Origin of the sequence: Prescottella soli (genome assembly GCF_040024445.1) — a bacterium.
In the GTDB taxonomy this organism is placed as follows: Bacteria; Actinomycetota; Actinomycetes; order Mycobacteriales; family Mycobacteriaceae; genus Prescottella; species Prescottella soli.
In genome coordinates this window covers 3716999-3742327 of the sequence record NZ_CP157276.1, presented here as the reverse complement: position 1 = coordinate 3742327, position 25329 = coordinate 3716999, and the positions used below count along the sequence as shown (strand labels likewise).

Annotated in this window: 20 protein-coding genes and 1 pseudogene; 15 read left to right on the top strand and 6 right to left on the bottom strand. The window is 71.3% G+C overall.

Annotated elements, in window-relative coordinates; all coding sequences use genetic code 11:
* Window positions 1-17 precede the first annotated feature (17 nt).
* Window positions 18-1199: a glycoside hydrolase family 3 N-terminal domain-containing protein gene (locus ABI214_RS17415; RefSeq protein ID WP_348603765.1), complete on the bottom strand. Its 1182-nt coding sequence runs from the start codon at window positions 1197-1199 to the stop codon at window positions 18-20.
* A gap of 130 nt (window positions 1200-1329) precedes the next feature.
* On the opposite strand from ABI214_RS17415, the gene ABI214_RS17410 reads away from it, so the two are divergent.
* From ABI214_RS17410 to ABI214_RS17395, 4 genes are all read left to right on the top strand, one after another.
* Window positions 1330-1797, top strand: coding sequence for a universal stress protein (locus ABI214_RS17410; protein WP_280759783.1), 468 nt, complete (start codon window positions 1330-1332; stop codon window positions 1795-1797).
* A gap of 55 nt (window positions 1798-1852) precedes the next feature.
* Window positions 1853-2992: an isochorismate synthase gene (locus tag ABI214_RS17405; RefSeq protein WP_348603764.1), complete on the top strand. Its 1140-nt coding sequence runs from the start codon at window positions 1853-1855 to the stop codon at window positions 2990-2992.
* Window positions 2993-3033: 41 nt separating this feature from the next.
* Entirely contained in the window at window positions 3034-3207 is a 174-nt protein-coding gene (locus tag ABI214_RS17400) for a DUF2613 domain-containing protein (protein WP_348603763.1), read from the top strand.
* An 88-nt stretch (window positions 3208-3295) separates the two neighbouring features.
* A complete protein-coding gene (locus ABI214_RS17395; protein ID WP_348611718.1) occupies window positions 3296-7555 on the top strand; it encodes an alpha-(1->3)-arabinofuranosyltransferase in 4260 nt (1419 codons plus the stop codon).
* 20 nt (window positions 7556-7575) lie between these two features.
* On the opposite strand, the pseudogene ABI214_RS17390 reads toward ABI214_RS17395, so the two are convergent.
* Window positions 7576-8625, bottom strand: a pseudogene (locus tag ABI214_RS17390) (acyltransferase family protein); the annotation flags it as partial.
* A 204-nt stretch (window positions 8626-8829) separates the two neighbouring features.
* Here ABI214_RS17390 and ABI214_RS17385 point away from each other — a divergent pair.
* On the top strand, window positions 8830-9972 hold the full coding sequence (locus ABI214_RS17385; RefSeq protein WP_348603762.1) for a DUF3068 domain-containing protein: 1143 nt from the start codon (window positions 8830-8832) through the stop codon (window positions 9970-9972).
* Window positions 9973-10081: 109 nt separating this feature from the next.
* Window positions 10082-10564 carry a hypothetical protein gene (locus tag ABI214_RS17380; protein ID WP_348603761.1) on the top strand — a complete coding sequence of 161 codons (483 nt, stop codon included), beginning with the start codon at window positions 10082-10084 and terminating at the stop codon, window positions 10562-10564.
* Here ABI214_RS17380 and ABI214_RS17375 read toward each other — a convergent pair.
* Entirely contained in the window at window positions 10561-11769 is a 1209-nt protein-coding gene (locus ABI214_RS17375) for a polysaccharide biosynthesis protein (RefSeq protein ID WP_348603760.1), read from the bottom strand. The genes ABI214_RS17380 and ABI214_RS17375 overlap by 4 nt on opposite strands.
* Window positions 11770-11801: 32 nt before the next feature.
* Here ABI214_RS17375 and ABI214_RS17370 point away from each other — a divergent pair, with 32 nt between their 5' ends.
* Entirely contained in the window at window positions 11802-13568 is a 1767-nt protein-coding gene (locus ABI214_RS17370) for a hypothetical protein (RefSeq protein WP_348603759.1), read from the top strand.
* On the opposite strand, the gene ABI214_RS17365 is transcribed toward ABI214_RS17370, so the two are convergent.
* Complete coding sequence (locus tag ABI214_RS17365; RefSeq protein ID WP_348603758.1) at window positions 13485-14723, bottom strand: glycosyltransferase family 4 protein; 1239 nt, start codon at window positions 14721-14723, stop codon at window positions 13485-13487. The two genes, ABI214_RS17370 and ABI214_RS17365, sit on opposite strands and share 84 nt — an antisense overlap.
* Before the next feature lie 161 nt (window positions 14724-14884).
* On the opposite strand from ABI214_RS17365, the gene ABI214_RS17360 reads away from it, so the two are divergent.
* Entirely contained in the window at window positions 14885-15640 is a 756-nt protein-coding gene (locus ABI214_RS17360) for a class I SAM-dependent methyltransferase (RefSeq protein ID WP_348611715.1), read from the top strand.
* An 18-nt stretch (window positions 15641-15658) separates the two neighbouring features.
* Here the strand turns inward: ABI214_RS17360 and ABI214_RS17355 are convergent, their stop codons facing one another.
* Window positions 15659-16417: an SDR family oxidoreductase gene (locus tag ABI214_RS17355; RefSeq protein ID WP_348603757.1), complete on the bottom strand. Its 759-nt coding sequence runs from the start codon at window positions 16415-16417 to the stop codon at window positions 15659-15661.
* A gap of 149 nt (window positions 16418-16566) precedes the next feature.
* Here ABI214_RS17355 and ABI214_RS17350 point away from each other — a divergent pair, with 149 nt between their 5' ends.
* Entirely contained in the window at window positions 16567-17493 is a 927-nt protein-coding gene (locus ABI214_RS17350; RefSeq protein ID WP_348603756.1) for an ROK family protein, read from the top strand.
* 48 nt (window positions 17494-17541) lie between these two features.
* Window positions 17542-18990, top strand: coding sequence for an aldehyde dehydrogenase (locus tag ABI214_RS17345; RefSeq protein WP_348603755.1), 1449 nt, complete (start codon window positions 17542-17544; stop codon window positions 18988-18990).
* Between the two features lie 90 nt (window positions 18991-19080).
* On the opposite strand, the gene ABI214_RS17340 is transcribed toward ABI214_RS17345, so the two are convergent.
* On the bottom strand, window positions 19081-20643 hold the full coding sequence (locus tag ABI214_RS17340; protein WP_348603754.1) for a helix-turn-helix transcriptional regulator: 1563 nt from the start codon (window positions 20641-20643) through the stop codon (window positions 19081-19083).
* Between the two features lie 136 nt (window positions 20644-20779).
* Between ABI214_RS17340 and ABI214_RS17335 the strand changes: the two genes are divergently transcribed.
* The 5 genes from ABI214_RS17335 (at window position 20780) to ABI214_RS17315 (ending at window position 25266) form a co-directional block, all read left to right on the top strand.
* A complete protein-coding gene (locus ABI214_RS17335) occupies window positions 20780-21730 on the top strand; it encodes a cation diffusion facilitator family transporter (protein ID WP_348603753.1) in 951 nt (316 codons plus the stop codon).
* A gap of 82 nt (window positions 21731-21812) precedes the next feature.
* Window positions 21813-23795, top strand: a complete 1983-nt coding sequence (locus tag ABI214_RS17330; RefSeq protein WP_408587284.1) for an APC family permease — start codon at window positions 21813-21815, stop codon at window positions 23793-23795.
* 53 nt (window positions 23796-23848) lie between these two features.
* Window positions 23849-24346, top strand: coding sequence for a MarR family winged helix-turn-helix transcriptional regulator (locus ABI214_RS17325; RefSeq protein ID WP_348603752.1), 498 nt, complete (start codon window positions 23849-23851; stop codon window positions 24344-24346).
* A gap of 129 nt (window positions 24347-24475) precedes the next feature.
* Window positions 24476-24805, top strand: a complete 330-nt coding sequence (locus tag ABI214_RS17320) for a GNAT family N-acetyltransferase (protein WP_348603751.1) — start codon at window positions 24476-24478, stop codon at window positions 24803-24805.
* A complete protein-coding gene (locus ABI214_RS17315) occupies window positions 24802-25266 on the top strand; it encodes a carboxymuconolactone decarboxylase family protein (RefSeq protein ID WP_348603750.1) in 465 nt (154 codons plus the stop codon). Before ABI214_RS17320 ends, ABI214_RS17315 begins: the two co-directional genes overlap by 4 nt.
* Window positions 25267-25329: the final 63 nt, after the last annotated feature.

Sequence of the window (25329 nt, the reverse complement as noted above, 5' to 3'; positions counted from 1 at the left end):
TGTGACCCAGCTCCTGCTCAGCAGGTCACAGCCCCCTTCGCGCGCGCCACCGTCAGGACCGACTGGTCGATCTGCGACTTCGACAGTCGGCCCGACGCGACCGCCTGTTCCAGGTGGTCGAGGACGCGCGGGACGTCGTTCGTGGTGAGCCACAGCGCCACCGTCGCCCCGGACGCGAGCGCCTGCTCGACCGCCTGCGCGATGTCGAACCGGTCGGTGATCGCCTTCATCCCGCTCAGGTCGTCGGTGAAGATCGGACCCGTGAACGGCGGGGCGCCGTAGCCGGTGCCCTCCCGCAGCAACGAGACGGCCTGCGGGCTCAGGCTCGCCGGCAGGTTGTCCGTCGTCAGCCCCGGGACGTTCAGATGTCCGAGCATCACCCCGACACCGGTGTCCACCAGCTCCCGGTACGGCACCAGGTCGGTCGTCTGCAGCTGGTCCAGCGGCGGCGTGGTGACGGCACCGGTGTGCGAGTCGCCCGACGCCGAGCCGTGGCCCGGGAAGTGCTTGAGCACCGGCAGGATTCCGGCGTCGCGCATGCCGCGTGCGTACGCGTCCGCGTAGGTCGTCACCACCTGCGGGTCGTTGGAGAACGACCGGTCGCCGATCACCGCGTCGTCGGGCTGGTTGCTCACGTCGACATCCGGCGCGAAGTTGACGGTGATCCCGAGCCGGTACAGCTCGCGTCCCCGCTCGAGTGCCATCTGGTAGGTCTGCTCCGGCGTCATGGTCTGCGCGACCACCCGGGCCGAGGGGTCCGGGCCGTACATCCCGGCGATGCGCGAGACCCGACCACCCTCCTCGTCGATCGTCACCATCAGCGGCACCGAACTGGCCTCGGTGACCTCGGCGACGCCACCGTCGGCGAGCATCGAGGCGTCGGTCCAGCTGCCGATGAAGATGCCACCGATCTGCTCCGACTCGACGACGTGCAGCGCGTCCGCGGTGCCGGTGACCCCGACCGTGAGCAGCTGCGCGAGCTTCTGCCGCTGGGTGAGCGAGTCGAGGAAGGCGGGCCCGCACACCGCCGAGCCGAACGGCGACGGCGCCTTGGGCGCACTCGACGTCTTCGACACCGGCTGTGACGTCGAGGGCGACGACGGGGACTCGGTCGGGGCGGTGTCGGTGCCGGTCCCGGACGAACACCCGACGGCCAGCCCGGCGCACAACGCGACGGCCAACGCATGTCGAATTCGCATATATCCGACCGTAGTCGACATCCGTTCGAGCCATTTCCCGAGCCGAGCGGTGCAGGTAATGGCAAGGTAATCTCAAGAACGGAAGCCGAAGACCGCCCCAGCCGGTCGACCCGGATTTCAGGAGGTCACAGTGCCTGCAGATCTCATGCTCATCGCCTACGACGGCTCCGACAACGCCAAGCGCGCGATCGAATACGCCGGCCGGTTCCTCGCCGCGAATCGCGCGGTGGTGGCCACCGCGTGGGAACCGATGGTCCGGCAAGCCGCCCGGATGTCCGGGCTGTCCGGCGTGATGCAGCCCGAATGGGTTCCCGACGAGGCGTCCGAGGACATCGCGCTGACCGACGCGAAGACGATCAACGACGAGGGCCTGGACCTGGCCCTGGCCGCGGGGCTCAACGCCGAGGGCCGGTGCTGCGAGTCCGCCACCGCGATCTGGGCGACCATCGTCGAGTGCGCGGACGAGTTGAACGCCGACATCATCGTCACCGGCACCCGCGGCACCACCGGGCTGCGGTCGCTGCTGCAGTCCAGCGTCGCCGACCACGTGCTGCGGCACAGCCACCGCCCGGTGCTGATCGTCCCGCCGGGCAAGTAGCGGCCCGAACCTCGAGGCGGCCATCCGCGGTGCCCCGACTATCGTCGGCAGCACCATGGACGGCTTCCTGCTCTCGCGCCCTGATCGCACTCTTCGCACCACCGGGACACGGGATCGATTCGACAGCGCGACCGCGGCGAGGGACGCGCTCGCGGCCGGACGCACCGGGCTGATCGTCGGCGCGCTGCCGTTCGATCCGGCCGCCGCGGCCGCGCTCACCGCACCCGAGACCGTGTCGTGGACGCCCGGCCCGTGGCGCCCGGCCGCGGTCACCGCACTGCCGCACGTTCGGGTCGAGCGCGAGATCCCCAGCACCGCAGAACATGTCGTGCGGGTGCGCGGACTCGTCGACCGCCTCGAGCACGGCGAGCTCGACAAGGTGGTCGCCGCGCGCGCGGTGCGACTGGTCGCCGACGCCCCGATCTCCCCCGAGGCGCTGGCCGCGCGCATGGTCCTGCGGCACGAGGCCGCCAACGGGTTCGCCGTCGACCTGACCGCCGCCGGCGACGGCTACGTCGGGCACACCCTCGTCGGCGCCAGCCCGGAGATCCTGCTCAGCCGACGCGGCACGACCGTCACGTGTCGTCCGCTCGCCGGATCGGCGCCGCGCCACACCGACCCGGACGCCGACCGCGCGGAGGGCGACCAGCTGCTCGCGTCGGCGAAGAACCTCGCCGAGCACGCGTTCGTCGTCGAGTGGATCCGCGACATCCTGGCGCCGCTGTGCACCGACCTGGACGTGCCGTCGACGCCGCAGCTGACCCGGACCGGCGAGCTGTGGCACCTGGCCACTCCCATCCGGGGCGAACTGCGCGACGCGACGCTCGGGTCGCTCGACCTCGCGACCCGGGTGCACCCGACACCGGCCGTCTGCGGCACCCCGACCGACCGCGCGCTCGACACGATCCGCGAGATCGAGGGCGACCGCCGCTTCTACGGCGGCGCGGTCGGCTGGTGCGACGCGGCCGGCGACGGCGACTGGGTGGTCGCGATCCGGTGCGCCGAGATCGACGCCGACGGCACCACCGCGCTCGCGTGGGCCGGTGGCGGAATCGTGGCGGCATCCGACCCCGCCGCCGAACTGGACGAGACGACCACGAAACTCGGCACGCTGCTCGGGGCACTCGGCGTGGACTCGCCCGCCGGCGCCGCGGCAGGTGATACCTTGACCCGGATATCGCGTACGCACGGGTAAGTACCCCGCGTACCCGGCAGCTCGACCATGGGAGATCCGAGATGGCGAAGTTCCTTGTCCCCGGCATTGCCAGCGCCGCGATCGGTGCAGTCGTCGGCGCGGGCGCGGTGCTCGGCGTCACGGCGGCGGCTCAGGACAACACGCTTCCCAACATCGACCGCTCCGGCAACGCCAACTCCTCGATCCTGAACCAGGTTGAATACGGCAGCCGCTGAGCCCCCTCGGATCGCGCGTCCACGCACCTCCCCCTCGTCCGGCGGACCCGCCGGTGAGGGGCCTTCAGTCGAACCCTCGACCGAACCACTGACCCGGCGCTGGCTGATCGGCGCCGGGTTCGTTGCGTTGGTCCTGTGCCTGCTGCAGTCGCCGGGCCTGATCGTCGCCGACACCAAGTACGACCTGACCCAGAACCCGATCGGGTTCCTCTCCCGCGCCGCCCACCAGTGGAGCAGCGTCGCGCCGCTCGGCCAGGTCCAGAACCAGGCCTACGGCTACTTCTTCCCGCACGGTGCGTTCTTCGCGTTCGGCGAGTTGCTGCACGTCCCGCCGTGGATCACCCAGCGCGTGTGGTGGGCGCTGCTGATCGTCGCCGGATTCTGGGGCGTCATCCGCGTCGCCGAGGCGCTCGGCATCGGCAGCCGCAGCTCCCGGATCGTCGCGGCCGTCGCGTTCGCGCTGTCGCCGCGCGTGCTCACCACGATCGGCTCGATCTCGTCCGAGTCGCTGCCGATGATGCTGGCGCCGTGGGTGCTGCTGCCGGTGATCCTCGCGACGTCCCCGACCTGGCGCGGCAATCGCAGCCTCGGCCGGCTCGCGGCGCAGTCGGCGCTGGCCGTCGCGCTCATGGGCGCCGTCAACGCCGTCGCCACCGGCGCCGCCTGCCTGGTCGCGGGACTGTGGTGGATGGCCCACCGCCCCAACCGGCGCTGGTGGGTGTTCACCGCGTGGTGGATCCCGTGCCTGCTGCTGGCGACGCTGTGGTGGATCGTCCCGCTGCTGCTGCTCGGCCGGGTGAGCCCGCCGTTCCTCGACTACATCGAGTCGTCCGGCGTCACGACCCAGTGGACGTCGCTGACCGAGGTGCTGCGCGGCACCGACAGCTGGACGCCGTTCGTCTCGCCCGAGCGGGTCGCGGGCACGGTGCTGGTCACGCAGCCCGTCGCCGTCGTGGCCACCGGACTGATCGCCGCCGCCGGGCTGGCCGGGCTGTGCATGCGGCGGATGCCCGCGAAGGGGCGGCTGACCCTGATCCTGCTGGTCGGCATCGCCGGGCTCGGCGCCGGCTACGTCGGCGAACTCGGCTCCCCGATCGCCGAGCAGGTCCGGGCGTTCCTCGACGGCACCGGCGCCCCGCTGCGCAACGTCCACAAGCTCGAGCCGCTGGTCCGGCTGCCGCTCGTCCTCGGCCTGGCACACCTGCTCGCGAAGGTGCCGCTGCCCGGCTCGGTGCCGCTGCGGCGCTGGCGCAGTGCCTTCGCACACCCCGAGCGCGAACCGATGGTCGCGGTCACGTCGCTGCTGCTGGTCGCGCTCACCCTCACGACGTCGCTCGCCTGGTCCGGCCGGCTCGCCCCGCGCGGCGCGTACGACGAGGTCCCGCAGTACTGGCACGACACCGCGCAGTGGCTGGCCGACAACGCCGCCGGGTCGGGCGACGGCGCGGACGCCGAACGCGCGCTGGTGGTGCCCGGCGCCCCGTTCGGCGCCCAGGTGTGGGGACTGACGCGCGACGAGCCGCTGCAGGCCCTCGCCTCGACCCCGTGGGCGGTCCGCGACGCCGTGCCCCTGGTCCCGCCCGGCGCGATCCGCGCGCTCGACTCGGTGCAGCGCCTCATCGCCGACGGCCGCCCGTCGGCGGGGCTCGCCGACACGCTGCTCGGGCAGGGCATCCGCTACGTCGTCGTGCGCAACGACCTCGACCCCGACACGTCGCGGTCGGCGCGCCCGATCCTGGTGCACCAGACTGTCGACGGCTCGCCCGGGTTCTCCAAGGTCGCGCAGTTCGGCGAGGACATCGCGCCCCCGGCCGCCGAGAACGTGGTCGTGGACGGCGACCTGCGCCCCGCCTACCCGGCGATCGAGATCTACCGGGTGACCTCGCCGAGCGGTCCGACGCCGCCCGCCGGGCCGTACACCGTGGACCTGGGTGCGGTGCCCGTCGTGCAGGGCGGACCCGAGTCGCTGCAACGGCTCGCCGAGAACGGCACGGTCACCGGCCCCGCGCTGCTCGCCACCGACGCGCGCCGGGCCGGGATCGACGTCGGCCCGGTCACCGTCACCGACACCCCCACCGACCGCGAGACCGACTTCGGCCAGGTCGACAACCACAGCTCCGCGCTGCGCAGCCCCGACGACCCGCGCCGCACCTACAACGCGGTCCCCGACTACCCGGTGCCGGACGCGCAGCTGGTCGAGGGCGAGTGGTCCGGCGCCTCGATCACCGTGTCCAGTTCGGCGTCGGACGCCACCCAGCTGGGCGGGACCGCGCCGGGCAGCGGCCCGGCCGCGACCGTCGACGGCGATCCCGCGACGGCGTGGCTCAGCAACGGTCTCGAGACCGCGCGCGGGCAGTGGCTGCGCGTGGACCTGGACACCCCCGTCACCCGCGGGATGCTGCACCTGACGACCAGCCCCGCCGCGTTCGGCCCGCCCGTGAAGTGGCTGCGCATCGAGACGCCGAACGGCTCGACGTCGGTGCGGATCGACAAGCCGGGCGAGCCGGTCGACGTGTCGCTGCCGTCGGGCACCACGCCGTGGCTGCGGATCCTCGCGACCTACACCGAGGACGGTTCACCGGGATTCCAGTTCGGGATCAGCGAGCTGTCGATCGACGACTACTCGTCGGGCAGCCGTGTGCCCGTGCCGATCGTGCACCGCACCGTCCTGCCCGCGACGCCCGAGGGCGCGCAGGTGCGCGGCTGGGATCTGGGCCAGGAGCTGCCCGGACGGTCGGGGTGCGCCGACGGCCCGGACCGCGTGCACTGCAGCAGCGCGCTGATCCTGCCGCCCGAGGAGCCGGGGGCCTTCACCCGCACCCTGTCGGTGCCCGACGCGACGGCCGTCACCCCGAAGCTGACACTGCGGCCCCGCCCCGGCGCGGCGCTCGACGCCCTCGTCGCCGACCCGGCTGCGGTCACGGCGAGCGGCGGGTCGGACGGCGTCGAGCTGCGGGGCACCGCCGGCGCCGCCGTCGACGGGGACGTCGCGACGTCGTGGACAGCGCCCGCGGAGACCGCGCAGGGCAAGGGCGGCATGCCGACCCTGACGATCAAGCTCCCACACCCGACCCTGGTCACCGGCCTGCACTTGACCCCGAGCCCCGGCAACCTGCCCGCCGCGCCGACACGTGTCGCCGTCAACCTCGGCAACGGCCCGCAGACCCGTGACCTCGACGACTCCGACGACGCGGCCCGCGCACCGCAGACGATCTCCCTCGAGCCGCACGTCACCGACACCATCGTGCTGTCGCTGGTGAAGTGGACCGACGTCCTCGACCGGACCGGGCTCGGCTTCCTGCAGCTGCAGCCCGCGGGCCTGTCGGAGGTCGTCGTGCTCGGGGCCGACGGCAAGCCCGTGCCCGGCACCGCGACCGGGCCCTCCGAGCGCACCGTGACGCTCGGGTGCGACGCCGGACCCACCATCGTGATCGGCGGGACGCCGGTGCGGATGTCGATCACCGCGACCACCCGGCAGTTGGCGTCGGGGCAGCCGGTGACCGCGACCCCGTGCACACCAGACCCCGTCCCGCTTCCCGCCGGCCGTCAGGACGTCGTCGTCGCGCCCGGCGCGGCGTTCACCGTCGACGGCCTGCAGCTGAACGCGACGCCCGCGCCCGCGGCCGCCTCCCCCACCTCGCCGGCCGTCGGCCGCTGGACCGAGAACCTCCGGGAACTCGACGTCACCGCATCCGCCACCGACCGGCTGCTGGTGGTGCCCGAGAGCACCAACGTCGGCTGGGTCGCGACGGCGCCGGACGGCACCGAACTGCGGCCCGTCGTGGTCGGCGGCTGGCAGCAGGGCTGGATCGTGCCCGCCGACACGGCCGGCACCGTCACCCTCACGTTCCCGTCGGATCGCTGGTACCGCGCCGGGCTCGCGTTCGGTCTGCTGCTGTTGATTCCGCTGGCGCTGCTGGCGCTGGTGTCACGGCGGCGCACTCCCGAACTCGGGCCGGCGCCGCGCCCGTGGCGGAGCGTCGTGGCCGCGGCCGTCGGGGTGACGGCCGTCGCGACGGTGGTCGCGGGACCGGTCGGCACGCTGGTCACGGTGCTCGTCGCGGCCGGTGCGCTGGGCCTGTCATGGTGGCGCGGACCGGCGTTCGCCGCCCGCTTCCTCGTCGGCACCGCCGGTGTCTCCGTCGCGATCGCGTCGGTGCTGCTGTCGACCGGTCCGTGGCGGGCCGTCGGCGGCTACGTCGGGCACTCGTTCCTGATTCAGCTGTTCGCGCTGCTCGGCGTCGTCTGCGTCGGGGTCGCGGCGCTGCCGCTGTCGCGCTCGCCGATGTGGCGGCGCTTCTCCCAGCGCTTGACGGCACGCCGGGCGGGTTCCTCGACGAGCGCGTAGCTGGCCGACGCCACCGCGATGCTCAGCACCGACGTGACGGCGAGGACGAACCAGAAGTTGCCGTTGAACGGGGCGATGCCGAACATCGGGAACACGATCGTCAGCACCGCCAGATGCCAGATGAACAGGCCGTAGGACCACCGTCCCACCGCGAGCGCGATGGGGCTCGCCAGAATGCGGTGCCGATGTCCGGCCAGCACCAGCGGCGCGAGCAGCGCGAAGCTCATCACCGCACCGAGCGCAATCTTGGTCGCGTACTGCCACGGCGCCGCCCGCACCAGCCCCTCCGGGCCGGCCAGCCACGTCGTCGACAGCGCGAACGCCACCACCGCGATCGCCGCCATCCACACCCGGTGCTCGGCGAGGCGGTGCACCCACGTCCCGCCGACCATCGCGAGCTCGGCCAGCAGCATGCCCGCCGCGAACCACGGGATGTAACCAGGCAGCCAGTTGTCGTGGTGGATACCGTCGGGCGCGGGCACCGGCAGGAACGCCCACGTCAGGCTCACCAGCGCCAGTCCCAGCAGCGCCGGGACCCGGAACCGGGCCGCCGAACCACGCAGACGCACCAGTGCCAGCGCGAGGATCGGCATCAGCAGGTAGAACGCCACCTCCACCGACAGCGACCACATCTGCGTCAGCCCCTCGGTGAGGGTCAACGGGACGAAGACCTGCACCAACGCCAGGTTCGCGGCCCACACCTTCCACCCGCCCGCGGCCGCGGGCAGGAACGCCAGCACCAGCACCACCACCACCCAGTAGGCGGGCAGGATGCGGGCGGCGCGGTTGAGCCAGTACCTGCCGATCGTCGGCGGCGCGCCCAGACCGCGGGCCGCCGCCGCGTGCGGGCGCCACAACAGGAAGCCCGACAGCGCGAAGAACACCGCCACCGCGAGGTCGAATCGACCCCAGACACGCCCGATCACCGGATCCCCGGTGGCGCCGGTCTGGAACGCCACGTGCGTCACCAGCACACCGAACGCCGCGAATCCGCGCATCCCCTCGAGTGCCGGTACGAACGCCCGGGGATTACCGACGGGAGCCGCCGTGGCGAGGTGTGAGCTGTTCATCGCCGTCAAGTGTGCCCGGGTCGTTGTGGAACCGAAAGAGCGACGTGAGCGATCGCTAACCCACGTGCTGCCGCAAATGGGACAGCACGACTGTTAGTGTCTGGGCTCACGTGGTGTCACGAATGTGGGCACCGTGCGACCCGTGCAGCGGGCACGCTGCCGGTGGGGGTATCTCAATTCAAGAACATTGAGTTAGGAGACAGCATGGCCGAGCGCTCAGGCCCGAGCCGGATACTTGCGTGCGTCCTGGTAGGCCTCGGGACCTTCCTGCTGGCCGTCGCGGTCATCATTCCCGCGTACACCGTGGACAAGCTGAAGAAGACCCCCCTCGACCTCGAGGTCACCACGGTCGCCACCGGCAACGGCGACGTTCTGGATTCGAAGGCCCTGCTCGCAGGCAAGGCCCAGGTCAACACGAACGTGCCGATCGTCGCCCAGCGCTATGTCATCACCGAGCAGCCGTCCGACGCCGATGTCGTCTCCATCCAGGCCGGCCAGACGCTGATCCGCACCGACAAGCAGGGCGAAACGGGCCTGCTCACGGCGACGGTCGACCGGGTGACCGCGGACCGCGTCAGCTCGATGCCGGTGGAGCCGCCGGTCGGCACCATCCAGACGTCGTCGACGTCGCCGGCCGAAGAGGTCTCGCACACCGGCCTGCAGTACAAGTGGCCGTTCGATGCAGAGAAGAAGAGCTACCCCTACTTCGACCTGAACGCCCGCAAGAGCCAGGACATCAATTTCGTTGAGGAAACCGAAATCAACGGAATGAAGGTCTACCACTACAACCAGGTCATCGAGCCGGTCGATCTCTCGAAGGTCGTGGCGGATCCGACCAACAAGCTGACGCTGCCGGCCAAGACGTGGGGCGTTCCCGGCGACGACCAGCCGGTGACCATGACCCGCTGGTACCAGAACGAGCGCGACGTGTGGGTCGACCCGATCACCGGCGTCGTCATCAATGGCCAGGAGAAGCTGTACCAGTACTACGCCCGCGACAAGGCCAAGCCCGAGGTCACCGTCCTCAAGGTCACGCTGCCGTTCGACGAGAACACCATCGAGTACCAGATCGGCCAGGCCAAGGACGGCCAGGACAAGCTCTCGCTGTTCGGTCGCACCCTGCCGATCGTGGCCGGCATCCTCGGCGTGATCTCGCTGATCGGCGGCATCTTCCTCGGCATCCGCGGCGGTCGCGGTAAGAAGGGCGCCACGGAAGGCGGCCCCGAGAACCCGCCCAACGGGTCGGGTCAGGCCGAGGACCACGACTGGACGTCGGACAAGACCGAGGAGTTCCCCACGGTCAACCTGGACCAGGGCGGCTTCACCGAACCGCCGCGCCAGCAGTAGTCGGCGCTCCCTGACAACGGCAGAACCCCCGCACGGACCTTCGTGCGGGGGTTCTGCCGTTCCGGGCTAGTTGTCCCGGTTCCTGGAACGTCCGTGCGACGCTGGGCACATGCACAGTGTCCGGGGGTGGACGTACGGGGTGGCAGCGGCCCCGTTGCTGCTGTTCGCCGTCTCACTGGTGACCGTCGAGGCCCTCGAGCCTTCTCGCAACCTCCTCACCGACGTCGCGGCCAACTGGATACTCCTCCTGGCGTTCGGTTCGGTGGTGCTCGTGCCCGCGATGCTGCTCGCTGCGATTGGCGGGTACCTCGTTGCGCGAACCCCGCACCGACCACGATTCGGGCGCATCGTCGCGACCGTCGGGCTCGTCGCGCTGGCGGCGCCCGGACTGCTCGGCGTCGCCGATGTTGTGATCGCGATGCTCACCGGTCGTCCGGAGTATCCCGACGACGGCACCTCGTGGGCTCATCGGCTGTCGACTGCCGGCGAGATCCTCTTCGGCGCGCCGTTCGTGCTGATCAGTGCGGCGAGCGTGTTCGCGATCCGGGTGGTCTGGTCGCCGACGCCGATGAGGGTGACCGCGTCGTCCTAGCTCGTGGGGACGTCGGCGACGCGGGCGCCGCGCACCGCGAGCAGCGAGGCCGTCGCGGCGGTCACGGTCGCCACACAGGCCGCGACGGTGATGAACTCGCGGACGGTGTCGGCCACAGTGAAGAACAACGCGACCTCGACGGCGAGACCGACCCACGCGACGATCGCGAGGTGGGTGCGCTCGCCGGCGATCGCCGACAGCAGCGCGCCCTGCAGCACCGCGAGCGCCGCACCATTCCACGCGAACATCCACAGGATGCTCTGGACCGGCGCGTAGTCCTGGCCGAACAGGATCGGTGCGAGCGGGGCCGCGACGGCGGCACCGACGACCAGGACCGCGCCGAGCGCGGTCAGCACACCGAGCGCGGATCGGACGGCCCCTGCGGACTGCTCCGGGTTCGCCATCTTGGGGTAGAGCACGACGCCGATGGCCTGCGGCAGCCAGAACGCGGCCTTGGTCGCGACCGCGCCGGCCGCGTACAGCCCGGCGTCGTGCGAGTCGAGCACCATGCGGGCGATCACGAGGTCCATCGACGTCAACGCGATCAGCGCGAGCTGCACCTGCGACGCCCGCAGCACCGTCGCGACGCCGATGCTCGCCGCGTCGCCCTCGCCGTCGGCGAACGCGCGCCGGCCCGCGATCAGCCGTGCGGCGAACGCCATGACTCCGGTGCCGGCGGCGCCGGCGAGCAGGGTGGGCCCGGGGCCGCCGCCGACCGCCAGCACCGCGACCGCGGGGGCGACCTTCGCGATCCCCGCACCGGCCAGCACGACGCTCAGTTCCGCGAATCTCCCGGCGCCCTGCAGCAGGCCCTGTTCGGTCGCGAGGAGCACCAGCAGGGGCGCCGCGACGAGCGCCGACGCCGTCGCGGCGAGACTCGTGTCGAGCGCCCACGACATGATCGGGACGAGCACCAGCGCGATCACGCCGACGATCGCCGCGCAGCGGTAGCCGAGCGCCCGTAGCGCCGCGGCCGGCTTGCCGTGGACCACTTCCCGGGCCACGACGGTCTGCAGGGCCAGCGCCGGCACCGCCAGCACGAGTTGCGCGGCGAGCAGGCTCGCGAACTCGCCGTACCCGGCGGGGCCGAGCCACCGCAGGGCGGGCAGCGCGAGGAGGTAGGCCGCGACGTTCGCCGTCATCGATCCGACGGTCACCATCGTCATCCCGGCAACGGTGGAGCCGGACAGGGATTGGCGTGGCATTCGCCCATGATCGCACCAGTACAGTGCCCGTCATGACGGCACGGCGCACGACACTGACGCGGGCGGTGCCGATCCTGTACAGCCTGGCGCTGGCCGCGCTGGTCCTGGGACCGTTGCTCGGCCCCGGCTATCTCCTGATTCGCGACGCCGTGAGCACGCCGCGCTCGTACCCCACCGATTCGGCGTTGGGGCTGACGGACGCCGCGGCCCGCGCCGTCCCGCAGGACTGGCTGGTCGCGGTGCTCAGTTCCGTCGTCGACGGCGGGCTGGTGGTGAAGGCCATCCTGCTCGCGGCGCTGTGGCTGGCCGGGTGGGGCGCGGCGCGCATGGTCGCGGTGCTCTTACCGGGCGCCGGGCTCGGGCCGCAGCTGGTGGCGTCGACGGTGATGGTCTGGAACCCGTACGTGGGCGAGCGGCTGCTGCAAGGCCACTGGAGTCTGCTCGCCGGGTACGCGGCGCTGCCGTGGATCGTGTGCGCGGCCGTCGCGATCCGGCGCGGACGCCCGGGCGGCTGGTGGGCGCTGACGCTGTGCCTGGCGGCCGCCGCTCTGACGCCGACGGGAGCGCTGCTGGCCGTCGCCGTCGCACTGGCCGTCCTCGCCGGGCCGGGCGGACGCGGCGCCGTCGTGCCGCGACTGCTGCGGACGATGTTGCTGTTCCTGGCCGTGTCGGCGCCGTGGCTGACCGCGACCGCGCTGTCCGGCGGCGGCGGGACGTCGGATCCCGCGGGCGTGGCGGCGTTCGCGGCCCGTGCCGAGCCCGGCCTCGGGACGATCGGCAGTCTCGCGGGGCTCGGCGGAATCTGGAACGGCACCGCAGTTCCGGGATCGCGGACGTCGCTGTGGGCGGTCGCGGGGACGGTCCTGCTGCTCGCGGTGGTCGCCTGCGGCGTGCCCGCGCTGTGGCGGCGACGACGCCATCCGGTGATCGCCGCGCTCGCGGTGCTCGCCGCGGCGGCGGTGCTGCTCCCCGCGCTGGGAGCCACCGGGTGGGGTCTGGCGGTCGGCGAGTGGGCCGTCGTGCACGTGCCGGGCGCCGGACTGCTGCGCGACACCCAGAAGTGGGTGGCACTCGCGGCCCCGCTGTACGCGCTCGCGGCCGCGGCCGGGGTGCGCGCGCTGTCCGCACGCGTCTCGTTGCCCGGTGCGGTCCCGGTCGGGGCCGTCGCGGTGATCGTTCTGGGACTGCCCGATCTGGTGTGGGGCGTCGGCGGCGCGCTGACGCCGGTGCGGTACCCGGCGGCGTGGCAGCAAGTGGTCGACAATCTGGACGCGTCGAAGGAGGCGGGCGACGTGGCCGTGCTGCCCGCCGGCATGTTCCGCAAGTTCCCCTACAGCGGTGACGCCCCCGTCCTCGACCCGGCACCGCGGATGCTGCCGGTGGACGTGTTGCAGACGGGTCGGCTCGTCGTCGGACAGGCGTCGACCGTCGCGGGCGAGGGGGCGCGCGCGACGCGCGTCGAGAACCTACTGCTGTCCGGCGCCGCACCGAAGGATCTCACTGCCGAACACGTGCGGTGGGTCCTCGTCGAACGCACCACGCCGGGGCCGCTCGGGGAGTCGCAGCGCACCCTCGACCAGCTCGAGGAGGTGTTCTCGGACGACGAACTGGCACTGTACCGGGTCCCGGGGAGCATCCCCCCGGATCCCCGAGAAGGTCGAGGCGAAGCCCTCACGGCGCACCTGCTGTGGGCGGCGCTGCTGGTGGGCGGCGGGCTAGGCGTCCTGCAGACCCGGCGCCGTCACCGTCGGGGCTTCGGCGCCGGCGATGAGCCCCGACACGTGCCGTCCCGTGGCTGACGACGCGAGCACCGCGTGCACTCCGGCCGCGGTCTGCTCCCACGAGAACTCGAGGGCCCGCAGCCGCGCCTTGCGGCCGAGGTCGGCGCGCAGTTCGGCGTCGAGCAGCAGCGATTCGACGGCACTCGCCAGCGCGGGAACCGCGGCCGCCCGATCCGCGGCGGCGTCGTCGGAGTCGCCGCCGACGAGCAGTCCGGTGACGCCGTCGATGATCGAGTCGGTGAGCCCCTTGGAGCTGCGGTAGCCGACGGTGGGGACCCCGTGCTGCGCGGCCTCGATCACCGCGAGCCCCCAGCCCTCCTTGCGCGACGGCATCACGTGCACCCACGACCGTGCGAGCAGTTCGTGCTTGCGGTCCTCGGGGACGTGCCCGTGGAAGGTGACGGCGTCGCCGATGCCGAGTTCGTCGGCGCGCTCGCGCAGGTTCTGCTCCCACCAGCCGCCGCCGATGACGTCGAGGTGCAGGGTCGGGGTGGTCCGGCGCAGCTGCGCGACCGCGGCCAGGGCGTCCTCGATCTGCTTGTGCGGCACCAGCCGCGACAGCACGCACACGCTCGGATGCGCCGTGCGGGTGTGGCTGCCGCCGGGCTCGATACCGTCCGGGATGGCGTCGGCGCCGTTGCGTACCACCGCGATTCGATCGCGTTCGACGCCCAGATCGGTGAGTTCGTCGGCGGATGGCAACGACACCGTCAGGTACTGGCTGTCGCGGTGCACGCGCGGGGAGAGCCACGACTCGATCCACCAGCCGACGCGCCCCATGAGCCGACCGGCGACGGGCCACTGCTCGCGGTGACAGTGGTGGACCAGGACGGTGACCGGCGCACCGGCGACGGTGCGGGAGAAGAAGGGGATGCCGTTCTGGGTGTCGATGACGGCGTCGGGTCGCAGTCCGGCGAGCGGGCCGAGACCGAGGCGTCCGGCGACGATCGCGCCGAGGGCCCGCGGATACACCGTCAGCCGACCGCCGCCCCGGCTGATCCGGACGCCGTCGACGATCTCCTCGCGCGGGGCTCCGGGATAGCCGGCGGTACGGAGGGTGACCTTGATGCCGCGCCGGGCGAGACCCGCACCGACCTCCTCGAGGTACCGCTCGCTGCCACCGCCCTGGGGATGCCCGGTGTCGCGCCAGCACAGCAGGAGAACCTCTCGCACGTGCGTGCCCCCTCACTGGCTCGGCTCGGACGGTCGCCTGCGACACACCTTATCGGCTGGACGCGGCGCGCCCTACCGTCAAGTAGCGGAACCCGGCGAACAGGAGCGCGGTATGTCCGATCGCTAAGGTTCCTCCCGTGACCCGCGCCCGATCACCACGCGTGACCCGCCATTTCGCCCGCCGCGCGACCCTGAAGCGGTCGGTCGGGTTGCTGAGCGACTTCCGGTACGAGCAGACCGACCCGGACCTCTTCTACGGCGCGCTCGCCCGCGACTCGGTCGAGCTGATCGGCGACCTCCACCGCGGGCTCACCGAGCGGGACCTGACCGGGACGACCGTCCTCGACGTCGGTGGCGGCCCCGGCTACTTCGCCGACGCCTTCGGCCGGGCGGGCGCCCGGTACGTCCCCGTCGAACCGGATCCGTCGGAGATGCACGCGGCCGGGCTCGCCGTCGGCGACTCGATCCGCGGGTCCGGCCTGGCGCTGCCGATCCGCTCCGACGCGGTGGACGTGTGCTTCTCGTCGAACGTCGCCGAACACGTCGCGCAGCCGTGGGTGATGGCTGAGGAGATGCTGCGGGTGACGAAGCCCGGCGGGCTGATGGTGTTGTCGTACACGCTGTGGTGGGGGCCGTTCGGCGGGCACGAGACCGGGCCGTGGCACTACCTCGGCGGCGAGTACGCGGCCCGCCGGTACCGCCGCACGCAGGGCAAGGAACCGAAGAACCGCTTCGGCGTCTCGCTCTTCGACATCGGCGCGAAGGACGGCCTGCGGTGGGCGAAGTCGCAGACCGCCGGCGACGTGCTGGCCGCCTTCCCGCGCTACCACCCGCGCTGGGCGTGGTGGATGGTCCGGCTCCCGGTGCTGCGCGAGCTGCTGGTGAGCAACCTGGTGCTCGTGATCCGCAAGCGCTGAGATCCGGGCTCGGCGGCGTCAGAACACGAACTGCTGCCCGCCGTCGATGTCGAACGTCCCGCCGGTCAGCGCGGTGTTGGTCATGATGTGGACGGCGAGGGCGGCGACATCGGCGGGGCCCACGACGCGACCGATCGGGAGTTTCGCCCGCAGTTCGTTCCTGCGCTCCTCGAGTCGATCGCCGAGCAGCGACGCCGACAACGGGGTGTCGACGAAACCCGCCGCGATCAGGTTGGCGCGAACCGGCGCGAGCTCGAGGGCGAGCGCCGCCGTGAACGGAGGCAACGCTGCGGTGGCGGCCGACACGATCCCGAGGCCGTGGCCGACCCGCCGTCCTCCCGTCCCGCCCATGAAGATCAGCGTGCCCCCGGGCCGCATCTTGCCGGCGGCATTGCGCGCGACCTCGAGGTCCAGCACCACGTGCCCGCTGATCGCCTCACGCACCTCGGCCGCGTCCATCTCGAGCATCGGCCCGTAACGCGGGCCGCCGGCGGTGACCATCACGTGGTCGATCGGGTCCGGAAGGTCCTGGAAGAACCGTTCCAGGGCAGTGGTGTCGTTGGCGTCGAAGGTCGCCGTCTGTCGGGCGCCGAGTTCCGACGCCGCGCGCGCGAGCCGGTCGTTGCTGCGCCCGGTGAGGACGACGTCGGCGCCCTCGGCGCGGGCGCGCCGGGCCGTCTCGAGCCCGATACCGGCGCTGCCGCCGATCACGACAACGGTCTGGCCGGACAGGTCCGGTTCGCGCCGGATGGACGCAGAAGTGGTTGCGCCGCTCATGTTTTCCCTCCGATCGGTGGAACTGGCGGATAAAAGCCCCTCTAGCAGTCGTTACCCCGACGGGAGGGTGTTCACTCATCGGTCGCTCCTAAGTGCCGCCCACCCTGATCCGCACGGATGGCACGGCCGACGGAACTAACCTCGATTGCATGACCGCACTCGCGCTCGATCTCGGGGGTACCAAGATGGCGGCGGCGCTCGTGGGCGCGGACGGCCGCCCGCTGGTCCCGCTCACCATGCCGACGCCGCCTGCCGACGTGTGGGACGCGTGCGCGGCGCTGCTGGAGAAGGCCGCCGACGGCGCACCGGTGACGGCGGTCGGGATCGCGGCGGCCGGCCCCGTGGACGTCACCGCGGGCACCGTCGCGCCGGTCAATATCGGCGAGTGGCGCGGCGGCTTCCCGATCGTGGACGCCGTGCGCAGCCTGTTCCCGTCGGCGACGGTCCGCCTCGCCCTCGACGGGGCGGCGGCCGCCTACGCCGAGCACCGCCTGGGTGCGGGCCGCGGAACCCCCGACCTGCTGGGGGTCGTGGTGTCGACCGGGGTCGGTGGCGGGGTGATCCGCGGCGGCGTCATCGACGGTGGGCGCACGGGGAACGCGGGCCACATCGGGCACATGGTGGTCCCGGGCGGCGACGAGCGCTGCGGGTGCGGCGCCGTCGGCTGTCTCGAGACCGTCGCGAGCGGTCCCGCGGCGCTGCGCTGGGCCCGCGCCGACGGGTGGATCGGGGCGACGGCCGCTGATCTGGCCGTCGACGCCGGCCTCGGCGAGCCGGTCGCCACCGCAGCCCTCGAGCGGGCCGGGACCGCGCTCGGGCAGGTTTTCGCGTCGGCGGCGGCCCTGCTCGACGTCGACCTGGTGGTGGTGGGCGGCGGTTTCGCGCAGGCGGGGCCCGCGCTGTGGGAGCCGATGACCGCGGCGGCGGCGCGTCACGCCCGGCTGTCGTTCGTGCGCGACCTGCGAGTGGTGCCCGCCGAACTCGGCGTCCTGGGCACGCTGACCGGCGCCGGACTCCTCGCGAACAACCTGGCTCTGACCGGTGATCGAGACTTGCCCTATTCCAACTCGCTGTAACGTGTTCTAGTGTGACCCGGGGCACTCCACAAGAGCGAGGATGAATTGATGACCGACTACGACAAACTCTTCATCGGCGGCCGTTGGGTCGCGCCGGCGACCGACCAGCGGCTGGAGGTGTTCTCCCCCGCGACCGAGGAGCGCGTCGGTAGCGTTCCTGTCGCCGCACCGGCCGACATCGACGCCGCCGTCGCCGCGGCGCGTGCCGCCCTCGAGTCCGGCCCGTGGGCCGAGACCACCCCCGCGCAGCGCGGCGAGATCCTCGCCAAGGTCGCCAAGCTCATCGAGGAACGCAGCGCCGAGCTGGTCTCCACCATCTCCGACGAGATGGGCGCCCCGGCGTCGGGCGTCGAGACGATGCAGAAGATCATGTCGCTGGCGGTCCTGAACTTCTATGCGGGCCTCGCGAACGAGTTCCAGTGGGAGGACGTCCGCACCGGCGCGTTCGGCCAGACCACCGTCTACCGCGAGCCGGTCGGTGTCGTCGGCGCCGTCATCGCGTGGAACGTCCCGCTGTTCCTCGCCGTGAACAAGCTGGCCCCGGCGCTGCTCGCCGGCTGCACCGTGGTCCTCAAGCCGGCACCGGAGACCCCCCTCAACGCGAACATGCTCGCCGAGATCTTCACCGAGGCCGGCCTGCCCGAGGGCGTGCTGTCGATCGTGCCGGGCGGCGCCGAGACCGGCGAGTACCTCGTCTCGCACCCCGACCTCGACAAGGTCACCTTCACCGGCAGCACCGCCGTCGGCCGCAAGATCGGCGCCATCGCCGCCGAGCAGCTCAAGCGCTGCTCGCTCGAACTCGGCGGCAAGTCCGCCGCGATCCTGCTCGAGGACATGGACGTCCAGGCCACCATGCCGATGCTGGTGATGTCGGGTCTCATGAACTCCGGTCAGGCGTGCGTCGGCCAGACCCGCATTCTCGCGCCGCGCTCGCGCTACGACGAGATCCTCGAGGCCATGGTGCAGTTCGCCGGGTTCATGCCGGTCGGCATGCCGGACGATCCGGCCGCCCAGCTCGGCCCGCTGATCACCGAGAAGCAGCGCGACAAGGTCCTCGGCTATATCGAGAAGGGCAAGGCGGAGGGCGCCCGCGTCGTCCTCGGCGGCGGAACCCCGGCCGGCCTGGAGAAGGGCTGGTTCGTCGAGCCGACCATCTTCGCCGACGTCGACAACTCGATGACGATCGCCCGCGAGGAGATCTTCGGTCCCGTCCTGTCGGTGATCCCCTACGACACCGTCGACGAGGCCATCAAGATCGCCAACGACTCGGACTACGGCCTGGCCGGATCGGTGTACACCACCGATATCGAGAAGGGCGTCGAGATCGCCAAGCAGATCCGCACCGGCACCTACGCCATCAACTGGTACGCGTTCGATCCGGGCGCGCCGTTCGGCGGCTACAAGAACTCCGGCATCGGCCGCGAGAGCGGCCCGGAGGGTCTCGAGGCGTACCTCGAGCTCAAGTCCGTCCTGATGCCCCCCGGCTACACCGGCTAGGCATCACTGTTCTCCGCCAGGCGCGGCACTCGATCGAATCGAGGGCCGCGCCTGACGCGTTCGTGCAGGTCTTCGCGCGGCCGAGACCGGTCACAGCAACCGCAGCACCGCCGCCACCCGCACCGCCTCGTCGCGCGAATGCACGTCGAGCTTGCGGAACAGCGAACGCACCTGCGACTTCACCGTGTTCTGCGAGACGAACAGATCGGCCGCGATCCCCTGCAGTGGCAGCCCGTTCGCCAGTGCCGCCAGCACCACCTGTTCACGATTCGTCAGGTCCACCAACGCGACAGTGTCGGGGAACACGGCCGCACCGTCGGCGTACCCGGACTCGGCCCACCCCCGCGGGAACGGCGCTCCGGCGGCGGCGAGTTCCTTCGCAACCGCCGGCGGCAACAGAGCGAACGGCCGCAGCGCCCCGTTCGTCCGGGCCTGCACCATCGCGCGGCGGCAAGCCTCGACCGCGGCCGACTCCGAACCGAGACGAATGGAGGCGGCAGCCTGCACGAGGAGCGCGTCGACCAGTGCTCGCTGGTCGTCGCCTCCGGCCGCGGCTGTGATCCGGACCGACGTGGTGAGCGCCGCCGCCTCACTCCCGGTCAACAGTTCGAGCCTTGCCTGCGATACCGCCACCAACGGGTGGGCATCCGAACGACCGTTCAGCGCGGTTCGTGCGTTGTTGCCTCGACCGAGAGCACAGTGCAGGTCGATCGACACCGACCGCAGGAGGGCATCCGCATCCGATCCCGGTGTGCACCAGCGCGCATTGACCGCGGCCAGCTGCTCCACACGATCGATCGCCTCCTGCGCGTACCCCGACAGCAGCCCGTACTGGGCGCGCGCAAACAGCGCATAGGCCCACAGTTCCTCGTTGTCACCGAGCTCGCCGAGCGTGTCCGATGCTTCTCTCGCGGCCGGGAGATCGAGTTCTTCGAGCGCGATCAGCATGCGCGCCACCAGCCCCGACACCCGAACTCTCGGTTCGAGCGCCGCGGCACCCGGATCCGTCTGTTCCCAGAGCGTGAGCCACTTGCGGGCGGCGGGGAGATCGCCGGACAGCGCATGGCTCATCGCGAGGCTTCCTGCCGCGTTGCGGACCACGAAATCGATTCCGACGGCCCGCGCGCCGGCGTATGCCAGCCTCAGGAGGGTGATCGCGTCCTGGTGACGCCCCGCGAGCTGACACGTGATCGCCCACTGCAGACGCAGGATGGGCACCGCGGCAGCGACGACGTCCGGTTGCGCGCTCACCGCACTCGACGCGACGCGTTCGACGCGGTGAGTCAACTCCGCTGCCTGCGTGAACATTCCGGAGAATCTCAGCAAGCATGCCTGCACCGTGCCGATGACGAGTACGTCGGCGGCCCTCGCCGAACCGCCCAGATCCATCAGTTCGTCGACCCTGGCCGGCAGCGGGCCGGGAAACCGAGCACTGGCGCCCCACCCGACGATCAACTCACGACCGGCTCTGAGCACCGGCTTCGCTTCGATCACCGACTCCGGGAAGGCGACCAGTGCGTCGCGCACCTTGTCGATGTGATTCCCGACCAGGAACGCCCAGCTGTCCTCGAGAACCGCCGCCGCGGAGTTCCAGTCCTCGTTCGCCAGCGCGGTGCGGAGTTCGGCCAAGCTCTTCGTTGCGGGGCGACTCATCGGTTCAGGCTCCTCCGTACGGTAACGCGCCGACTTCCCGCACGAATTGTCGCGAGCGACCACTCGTTAGTCAAAGAAATGGTAAAGACGCCGTTTCTCGGTCGCAGTACGACGCGCCCACGCCTAGCCTGAGGCGATGGCGACGTCCCCCGAGGAAACCGGCGGCGAGAGCACCCTCACCGTCGTCGTGGCGTTCGTGGCGAATGCCCTGATCGCGCTTGCGAAGTCGGTGGCGGCGGTGATCACCGGGTCGGCGTCGATGGTCGCCGAGGCCACCCACTCGTGGGCCGACACCGGCAACGAGATCCTGCTGCTGGTCGCCGACCGCCGCGCCCGCAAGGCACCCGACCGCGACCATCCGCTCGGGTTCGGCCGCGAGGCGTACATCTGGTCGCTGTTCGCGGCACTCGGCCTGTTCGCGGTCGGGGCGGGCGTCTCGATCACGCACGGCATCCAGGAACTGGTGCACGCGCAACCCGCCGGCGACTTCGGTGTCGCGTACACGGTGCTCGGTATCGCGTTCGTCCTCGAGACGATCTCGTTCCGGCAGGCTTTCAAGCAGCTGCGCGGCGAGGCGAACGCCGCCCACCGCGACGTCCTCGAGCACGCGCTGCTGACCTCGGATCCGACGGTGCGGGCCGTGTTCGCCGAGGACGCGGCGGCCCTGATCGGCCTGGTCATCGCATTCGCCGGGGTGCTGGCCCACCAGATCACCGGGTCACCGGTGCCCGATGCGATCGGTTCCATCGCGGTCGGCGTCCTACTCGGGGTCATCGCGCTCGTGCTGCTCGACCGCAATCGCCGCTTCCTCGTCGGTGAGCCCGGAACCTCGGAACTGCGGTCGCAGGCGATCGCGAAGCTCCTCGGGTACGACGAGGTCGAGCGGGTCACGTACCTGCGCATGGAGTTCCTCGGGCCGCACCAGATGTATCTGGTGGCGAGCGTCGACCTGGTCGGCGACGAGGCCGAGTCCCGTGTGGCGCACCGGCTGCGCGATCTCGAGGATCGGATCACCGGCGAAACCGCCGCGGTCCGGAAAGCGGTGCTGACGCTGTCGACATCGGAGGAGTCGAGCCTGACCGCGTGATTCGGCTGCCGGTCCGGGCGACGGCGAGTAGAACTGGAGGGAGCGTCCGCCGACACGCGCTGGAGCATCCGTGGACCCTCCCATCAGTTCCGCCTCTCGGGATGTCGCGAGCAGCGACAGGTTCCAGGCTCCCCTGCCCGAAAGACTGGGCTACCGGATCAAGTGCCGACTCCTCGGGCCGCCGCTGACGTCCGCGCGCCTGCACCAGGAGCGGCTGTCGAAGACGACCGCGCTGGGTGTGCTCTCGCCCGACTGCATCTCGTCGTCCGCGTACGGCCCGGAGCAGGTGCTCATCGAACTGCTTCCGTACGCCGCACTCGCCGCGTTCACCCTGCTGCTGCCGATCACCGGTGTCATCCTCGTCATCCTGCTCCTGCTCACGCTGTCCTACCGGCAGGTCGTGATGCTCTACACGCGCGCCGGCGGCTCGTACGTGGTGGCGCGGGACAACTTCGGCCCCAGGGTCGCCCAGATCGCGGCCGTCGCGCTGCTGATCGACTACGTCGTGACGGTCGCGGTGCAGTCGGCGGCCGGCACCGTCGCGGTGGTGTCGGCGGTCCCGGCCCTCGGCCCGTACAGTCTCGAGATCACCATCGGCGCGGTGCTGCTGCTCGCGTACGGGAACCTGCGCGGGCTCAAGGAGGCCGGGCGAGCGTTCGCGTTCCCGATGTACTTCTTCGCCGGATCGATCGGGGTCGTCATCGTCGTCGGCGTCGTCCAGGCCCTGCTCGGCCATCTCGACCGGATCGACCCGACCACCCTCGACGGCACCGTCACGATCTCCCACGGTGACGGCCTGGTGATGGGCGCGACGGTGCTGGTGATCCTGCGCGCGTTCGCGAACGGCGGCACCTCGCTCACCGGGCTCGAGGCGATCAGCAACGGGGTCAGCGCGTTCGAGAAACCCGAGGGCCCCAACGCCCGGCGTGCGCTGGTGATCATGGCGTCCGTCCTGGCGTTCCTCGTCAGCGGCGTCTCTCTACTCGCCTACCTGACCCATGCGACGCCGTACGCGGCCGGCTACCCGTCGGTGATCAGTCAGGAGGCCCGGATCGTGTTCGGGTCCGGCGCTGTCGGCAACGTCCTGTTCGTCATCGTCCAGACTGCGACCGCGCTGATCCTGTTCACCGGCGCCAACACCAGCTTCAACGGCTTCCCGTTCCTGGCGAGCTTCGTCGCCGACGACGCCTTCCTGCCCCGCCAGCTACGACGCCGCGGCCACCGCCTGGTGTTCTCCAACGCGATCATCACGCTCACCGCGATCGCAGTCGTCCTGCTCGTCGCCACCGATGCGAAGGTCAACTCCCTGGTGCCTTTCTACGCGATCGGCGTGTTCACCGGATTCACCATGGCCGGCCTCGGCATGGCCCGACACCACCAGAAGGCCCGCGGTCGGCACTGGCGCCGCAACGTGGCGCTCAATCTGGCCGCCGGGATCACGTCGGCGATCGTGGTGGCGATCTTCGCGATCGCGAAGTTCACCGAGGGCGCGTGGGTGGTGGTGCTCGTGTTCCCGACGCTCGTGTTCGTGCTGATCCGGCTCAATCGCGAGTACCGCGACGAGGCCGCCGAACTGCGCGAACTCGGCGACGCCGAAGCCGACGCGGAGGCCGTGTACTCGCACCACATCGTCATCGTGATGGTCGACGCGTACGACCTCGCAACCATCGAGGCACTGCGCTACGGGCGCAGCCTGCGGCCGAGCCAGCTGCGGGCCGTGCACTTCATTCTCGACAGCGCCCACGCCGCCGCCCTCAAACGCGACTGGGAGGCCAGCGACCTCGAGGTCCGGCTCGAACTCATCGAGGTCCCGGACCGGAGGATCGGTCATGCGACGCTGGAGATGATCGCCCGCGCCAGTGCGCCGCGCACCGAGATCAGTGTCCTGCTCCCCCGCCGCATCTACGGCTCCGCCCTGGGCCGGATCCTGCACGACCGCACCGCCGACCACATCGCCAGGACCATCAGCGACGTCCCGCACGCCGTCGCCATCATCGTCCCGTTCGACGCGTCGAGTCGCCGAGGCGTCCTGCGCGGCGCGCCGCCGCCACCTCCGCCGGCCTAGGGATGACGGCGCATGTAGTTGCCCTGTCAACTATGTCGGTTAGCCTGGACGGCATGACCGACACGCCATGGCTCTCCGACGACGAACACCGCCTGTGGCGGGCATACCTCGATGCCACCCGCCTGCTGCTACAGGAGCTCGATCGGCAGCTCGTAAGCGATGCGGCCCTCCCTTTCGGCGACTACGAGATCCTGGTGCTGCTGTCGGAGGCGCCGGAGAAGCGGTTGCGGATGAGCGAACTCGCCGACGCGAGCACCGTCAGTCGCAGCGGCATCACCCGGGCCGTCGCCCGCCTCGCGAAGGCCGGCCAGGTCCGCCGCGTGGAGTGCGAATCCGACAAGCGTGGCGCCTGGGCGGAACTGACGGACGACGGCGCTGCCCGGCTCGCTCAAGCAGGTCCCGGACATGTCGCGGCAGTCCGCGCGAACATGCTCGACCTGCTCAGCCCGCGAGACATCATGGTGATGACCCACAGGTTCAGCGAAATGCGGCAGCACCTGCTCGACGAGCGCGGCGACCGAGCCCACTCAGCCTCCGAGACCCTCGCGTAGCGCGTGATCGAGATGCCCGACGGCGTCCGACGACCGCCTTGCCGATCGGGAATCCGCTTATCTAGTTGCATAATCAACTATCGTGCTACGGTGAGCGCCAGCCATCGAATCCACACTCGGAGGACACGCATGAGCACCGTTGCCGACCCCCGGCTCGCGAACATCACCGTCGCCCACGCCCCCGCCCAGTTCCGCTACGAGATCCGGGACGGCGACGCGGTCATCGGCTTCACCCGCTACCGCAGACCCGACGGCACCCAGCGGCGGGTTTTCGTCCACACCGAAGTCGATCCCGCGTACGGCGGCCTGGGACTGGCCCGCCGACTCGTCGAGTTCGCCCTCGACGACGTCGCCGCCACGGGCGAGCGCATCGTCCCGCTGTGCCCCTACGTCGCCAAGTATCTGCATACGCACCATCAGCACGACGACATCGTCGATTGGCCGGAGGGACAGCAGTGACCACCATCGACCGGATCGCCATCGACAAGCAGACCCGACCGGTCTATCGCGCCCAGGTAGGCGTCGCCGTCGCCGTCCGCGACGCCGTCGCGCAGGCCGGGCTCGACCGAAAGCTCGTCGAACTGGTCAACATTCGCGTCTCGCAGATCAACGGCTGCGCATACTGCTTGGACGTGCACACCCGCGACGCACTCGCCGGTGGAGAGTCCCCGCAGCGCATCGCCGTCCTGCCGGCGTGGCGGGACGCCGACCTGTTCAGCGCGCCGGAGCGCGCCGCCCTGACTCTCGCCGAGTCGGTGACGAACCTGCCATCCCCCGCCGAGCAGGACCGCGACTATGCCGAGGCCCGCGAGCACCTGACCGACGATCAGCTCTCCGCGATCGTGTGGGTTGCCATCGCGATGAACGCGTTCAACCGCATCTCCATCGTCAGCCGTCACCACGTGCGCCCCGAAACCTGATTCAGCCTCGGCGAAAGCAGCACGCCGGGCGCCTTCCCGGGCCGGTCACGCATGGGAAGGCGC

Excerpts from the sequence above, each read along its gene's own strand:
- ABI214_RS17335 (WP_348603753.1), top strand. The coding sequence starts at position 20,780 with ATGGCGACGTCCCCCGAGGAAACCGGCGGCGAGAGCACCCTCACCGTC.
- ABI214_RS17405 (WP_348603764.1), top strand. The coding sequence starts at position 1,853 with ATGGACGGCTTCCTGCTCTCGCGCCCTGATCGCACTCTTCGCACCACC.
- ABI214_RS17345 (WP_348603755.1), top strand. The coding sequence starts at position 17,542 with ATGACCGACTACGACAAACTCTTCATCGGCGGCCGTTGGGTCGCGCCG.
- ABI214_RS17370 (WP_348603759.1), top strand. The coding sequence starts at position 11,802 with ATGACGGCACGGCGCACGACACTGACGCGGGCGGTGCCGATCCTGTAC.
- ABI214_RS17325 (WP_348603752.1), top strand. The coding sequence starts at position 23,849 with ATGACCGACACGCCATGGCTCTCCGACGACGAACACCGCCTGTGGCGG.
- ABI214_RS17385 (WP_348603762.1), top strand. The coding sequence starts at position 8,830 with ATGGCCGAGCGCTCAGGCCCGAGCCGGATACTTGCGTGCGTCCTGGTA.
- ABI214_RS17380 (WP_348603761.1), top strand. The coding sequence starts at position 10,082 with ATGCACAGTGTCCGGGGGTGGACGTACGGGGTGGCAGCGGCCCCGTTG.
- ABI214_RS17350 (WP_348603756.1), top strand. The coding sequence starts at position 16,567 with ATGACCGCACTCGCGCTCGATCTCGGGGGTACCAAGATGGCGGCGGCG.
- ABI214_RS17400 (WP_348603763.1), top strand. The coding sequence starts at position 3,034 with ATGGCGAAGTTCCTTGTCCCCGGCATTGCCAGCGCCGCGATCGGTGCA.
- ABI214_RS17340 (WP_348603754.1), bottom strand. The coding sequence starts at position 20,643 with ATGAGTCGCCCCGCAACGAAGAGCTTGGCCGAACTCCGCACCGCGCTG.
- ABI214_RS17415 (WP_348603765.1), bottom strand. The coding sequence starts at position 1,199 with ATGCGAATTCGACATGCGTTGGCCGTCGCGTTGTGCGCCGGGCTGGCC.
- ABI214_RS17355 (WP_348603757.1), bottom strand. The coding sequence starts at position 16,417 with ATGAGCGGCGCAACCACTTCTGCGTCCATCCGGCGCGAACCGGACCTG.
- ABI214_RS17320 (WP_348603751.1), top strand. The coding sequence starts at position 24,476 with ATGAGCACCGTTGCCGACCCCCGGCTCGCGAACATCACCGTCGCCCAC.
- ABI214_RS17375 (WP_348603760.1), bottom strand. The coding sequence starts at position 11,769 with ATGCCACGCCAATCCCTGTCCGGCTCCACCGTTGCCGGGATGACGATG.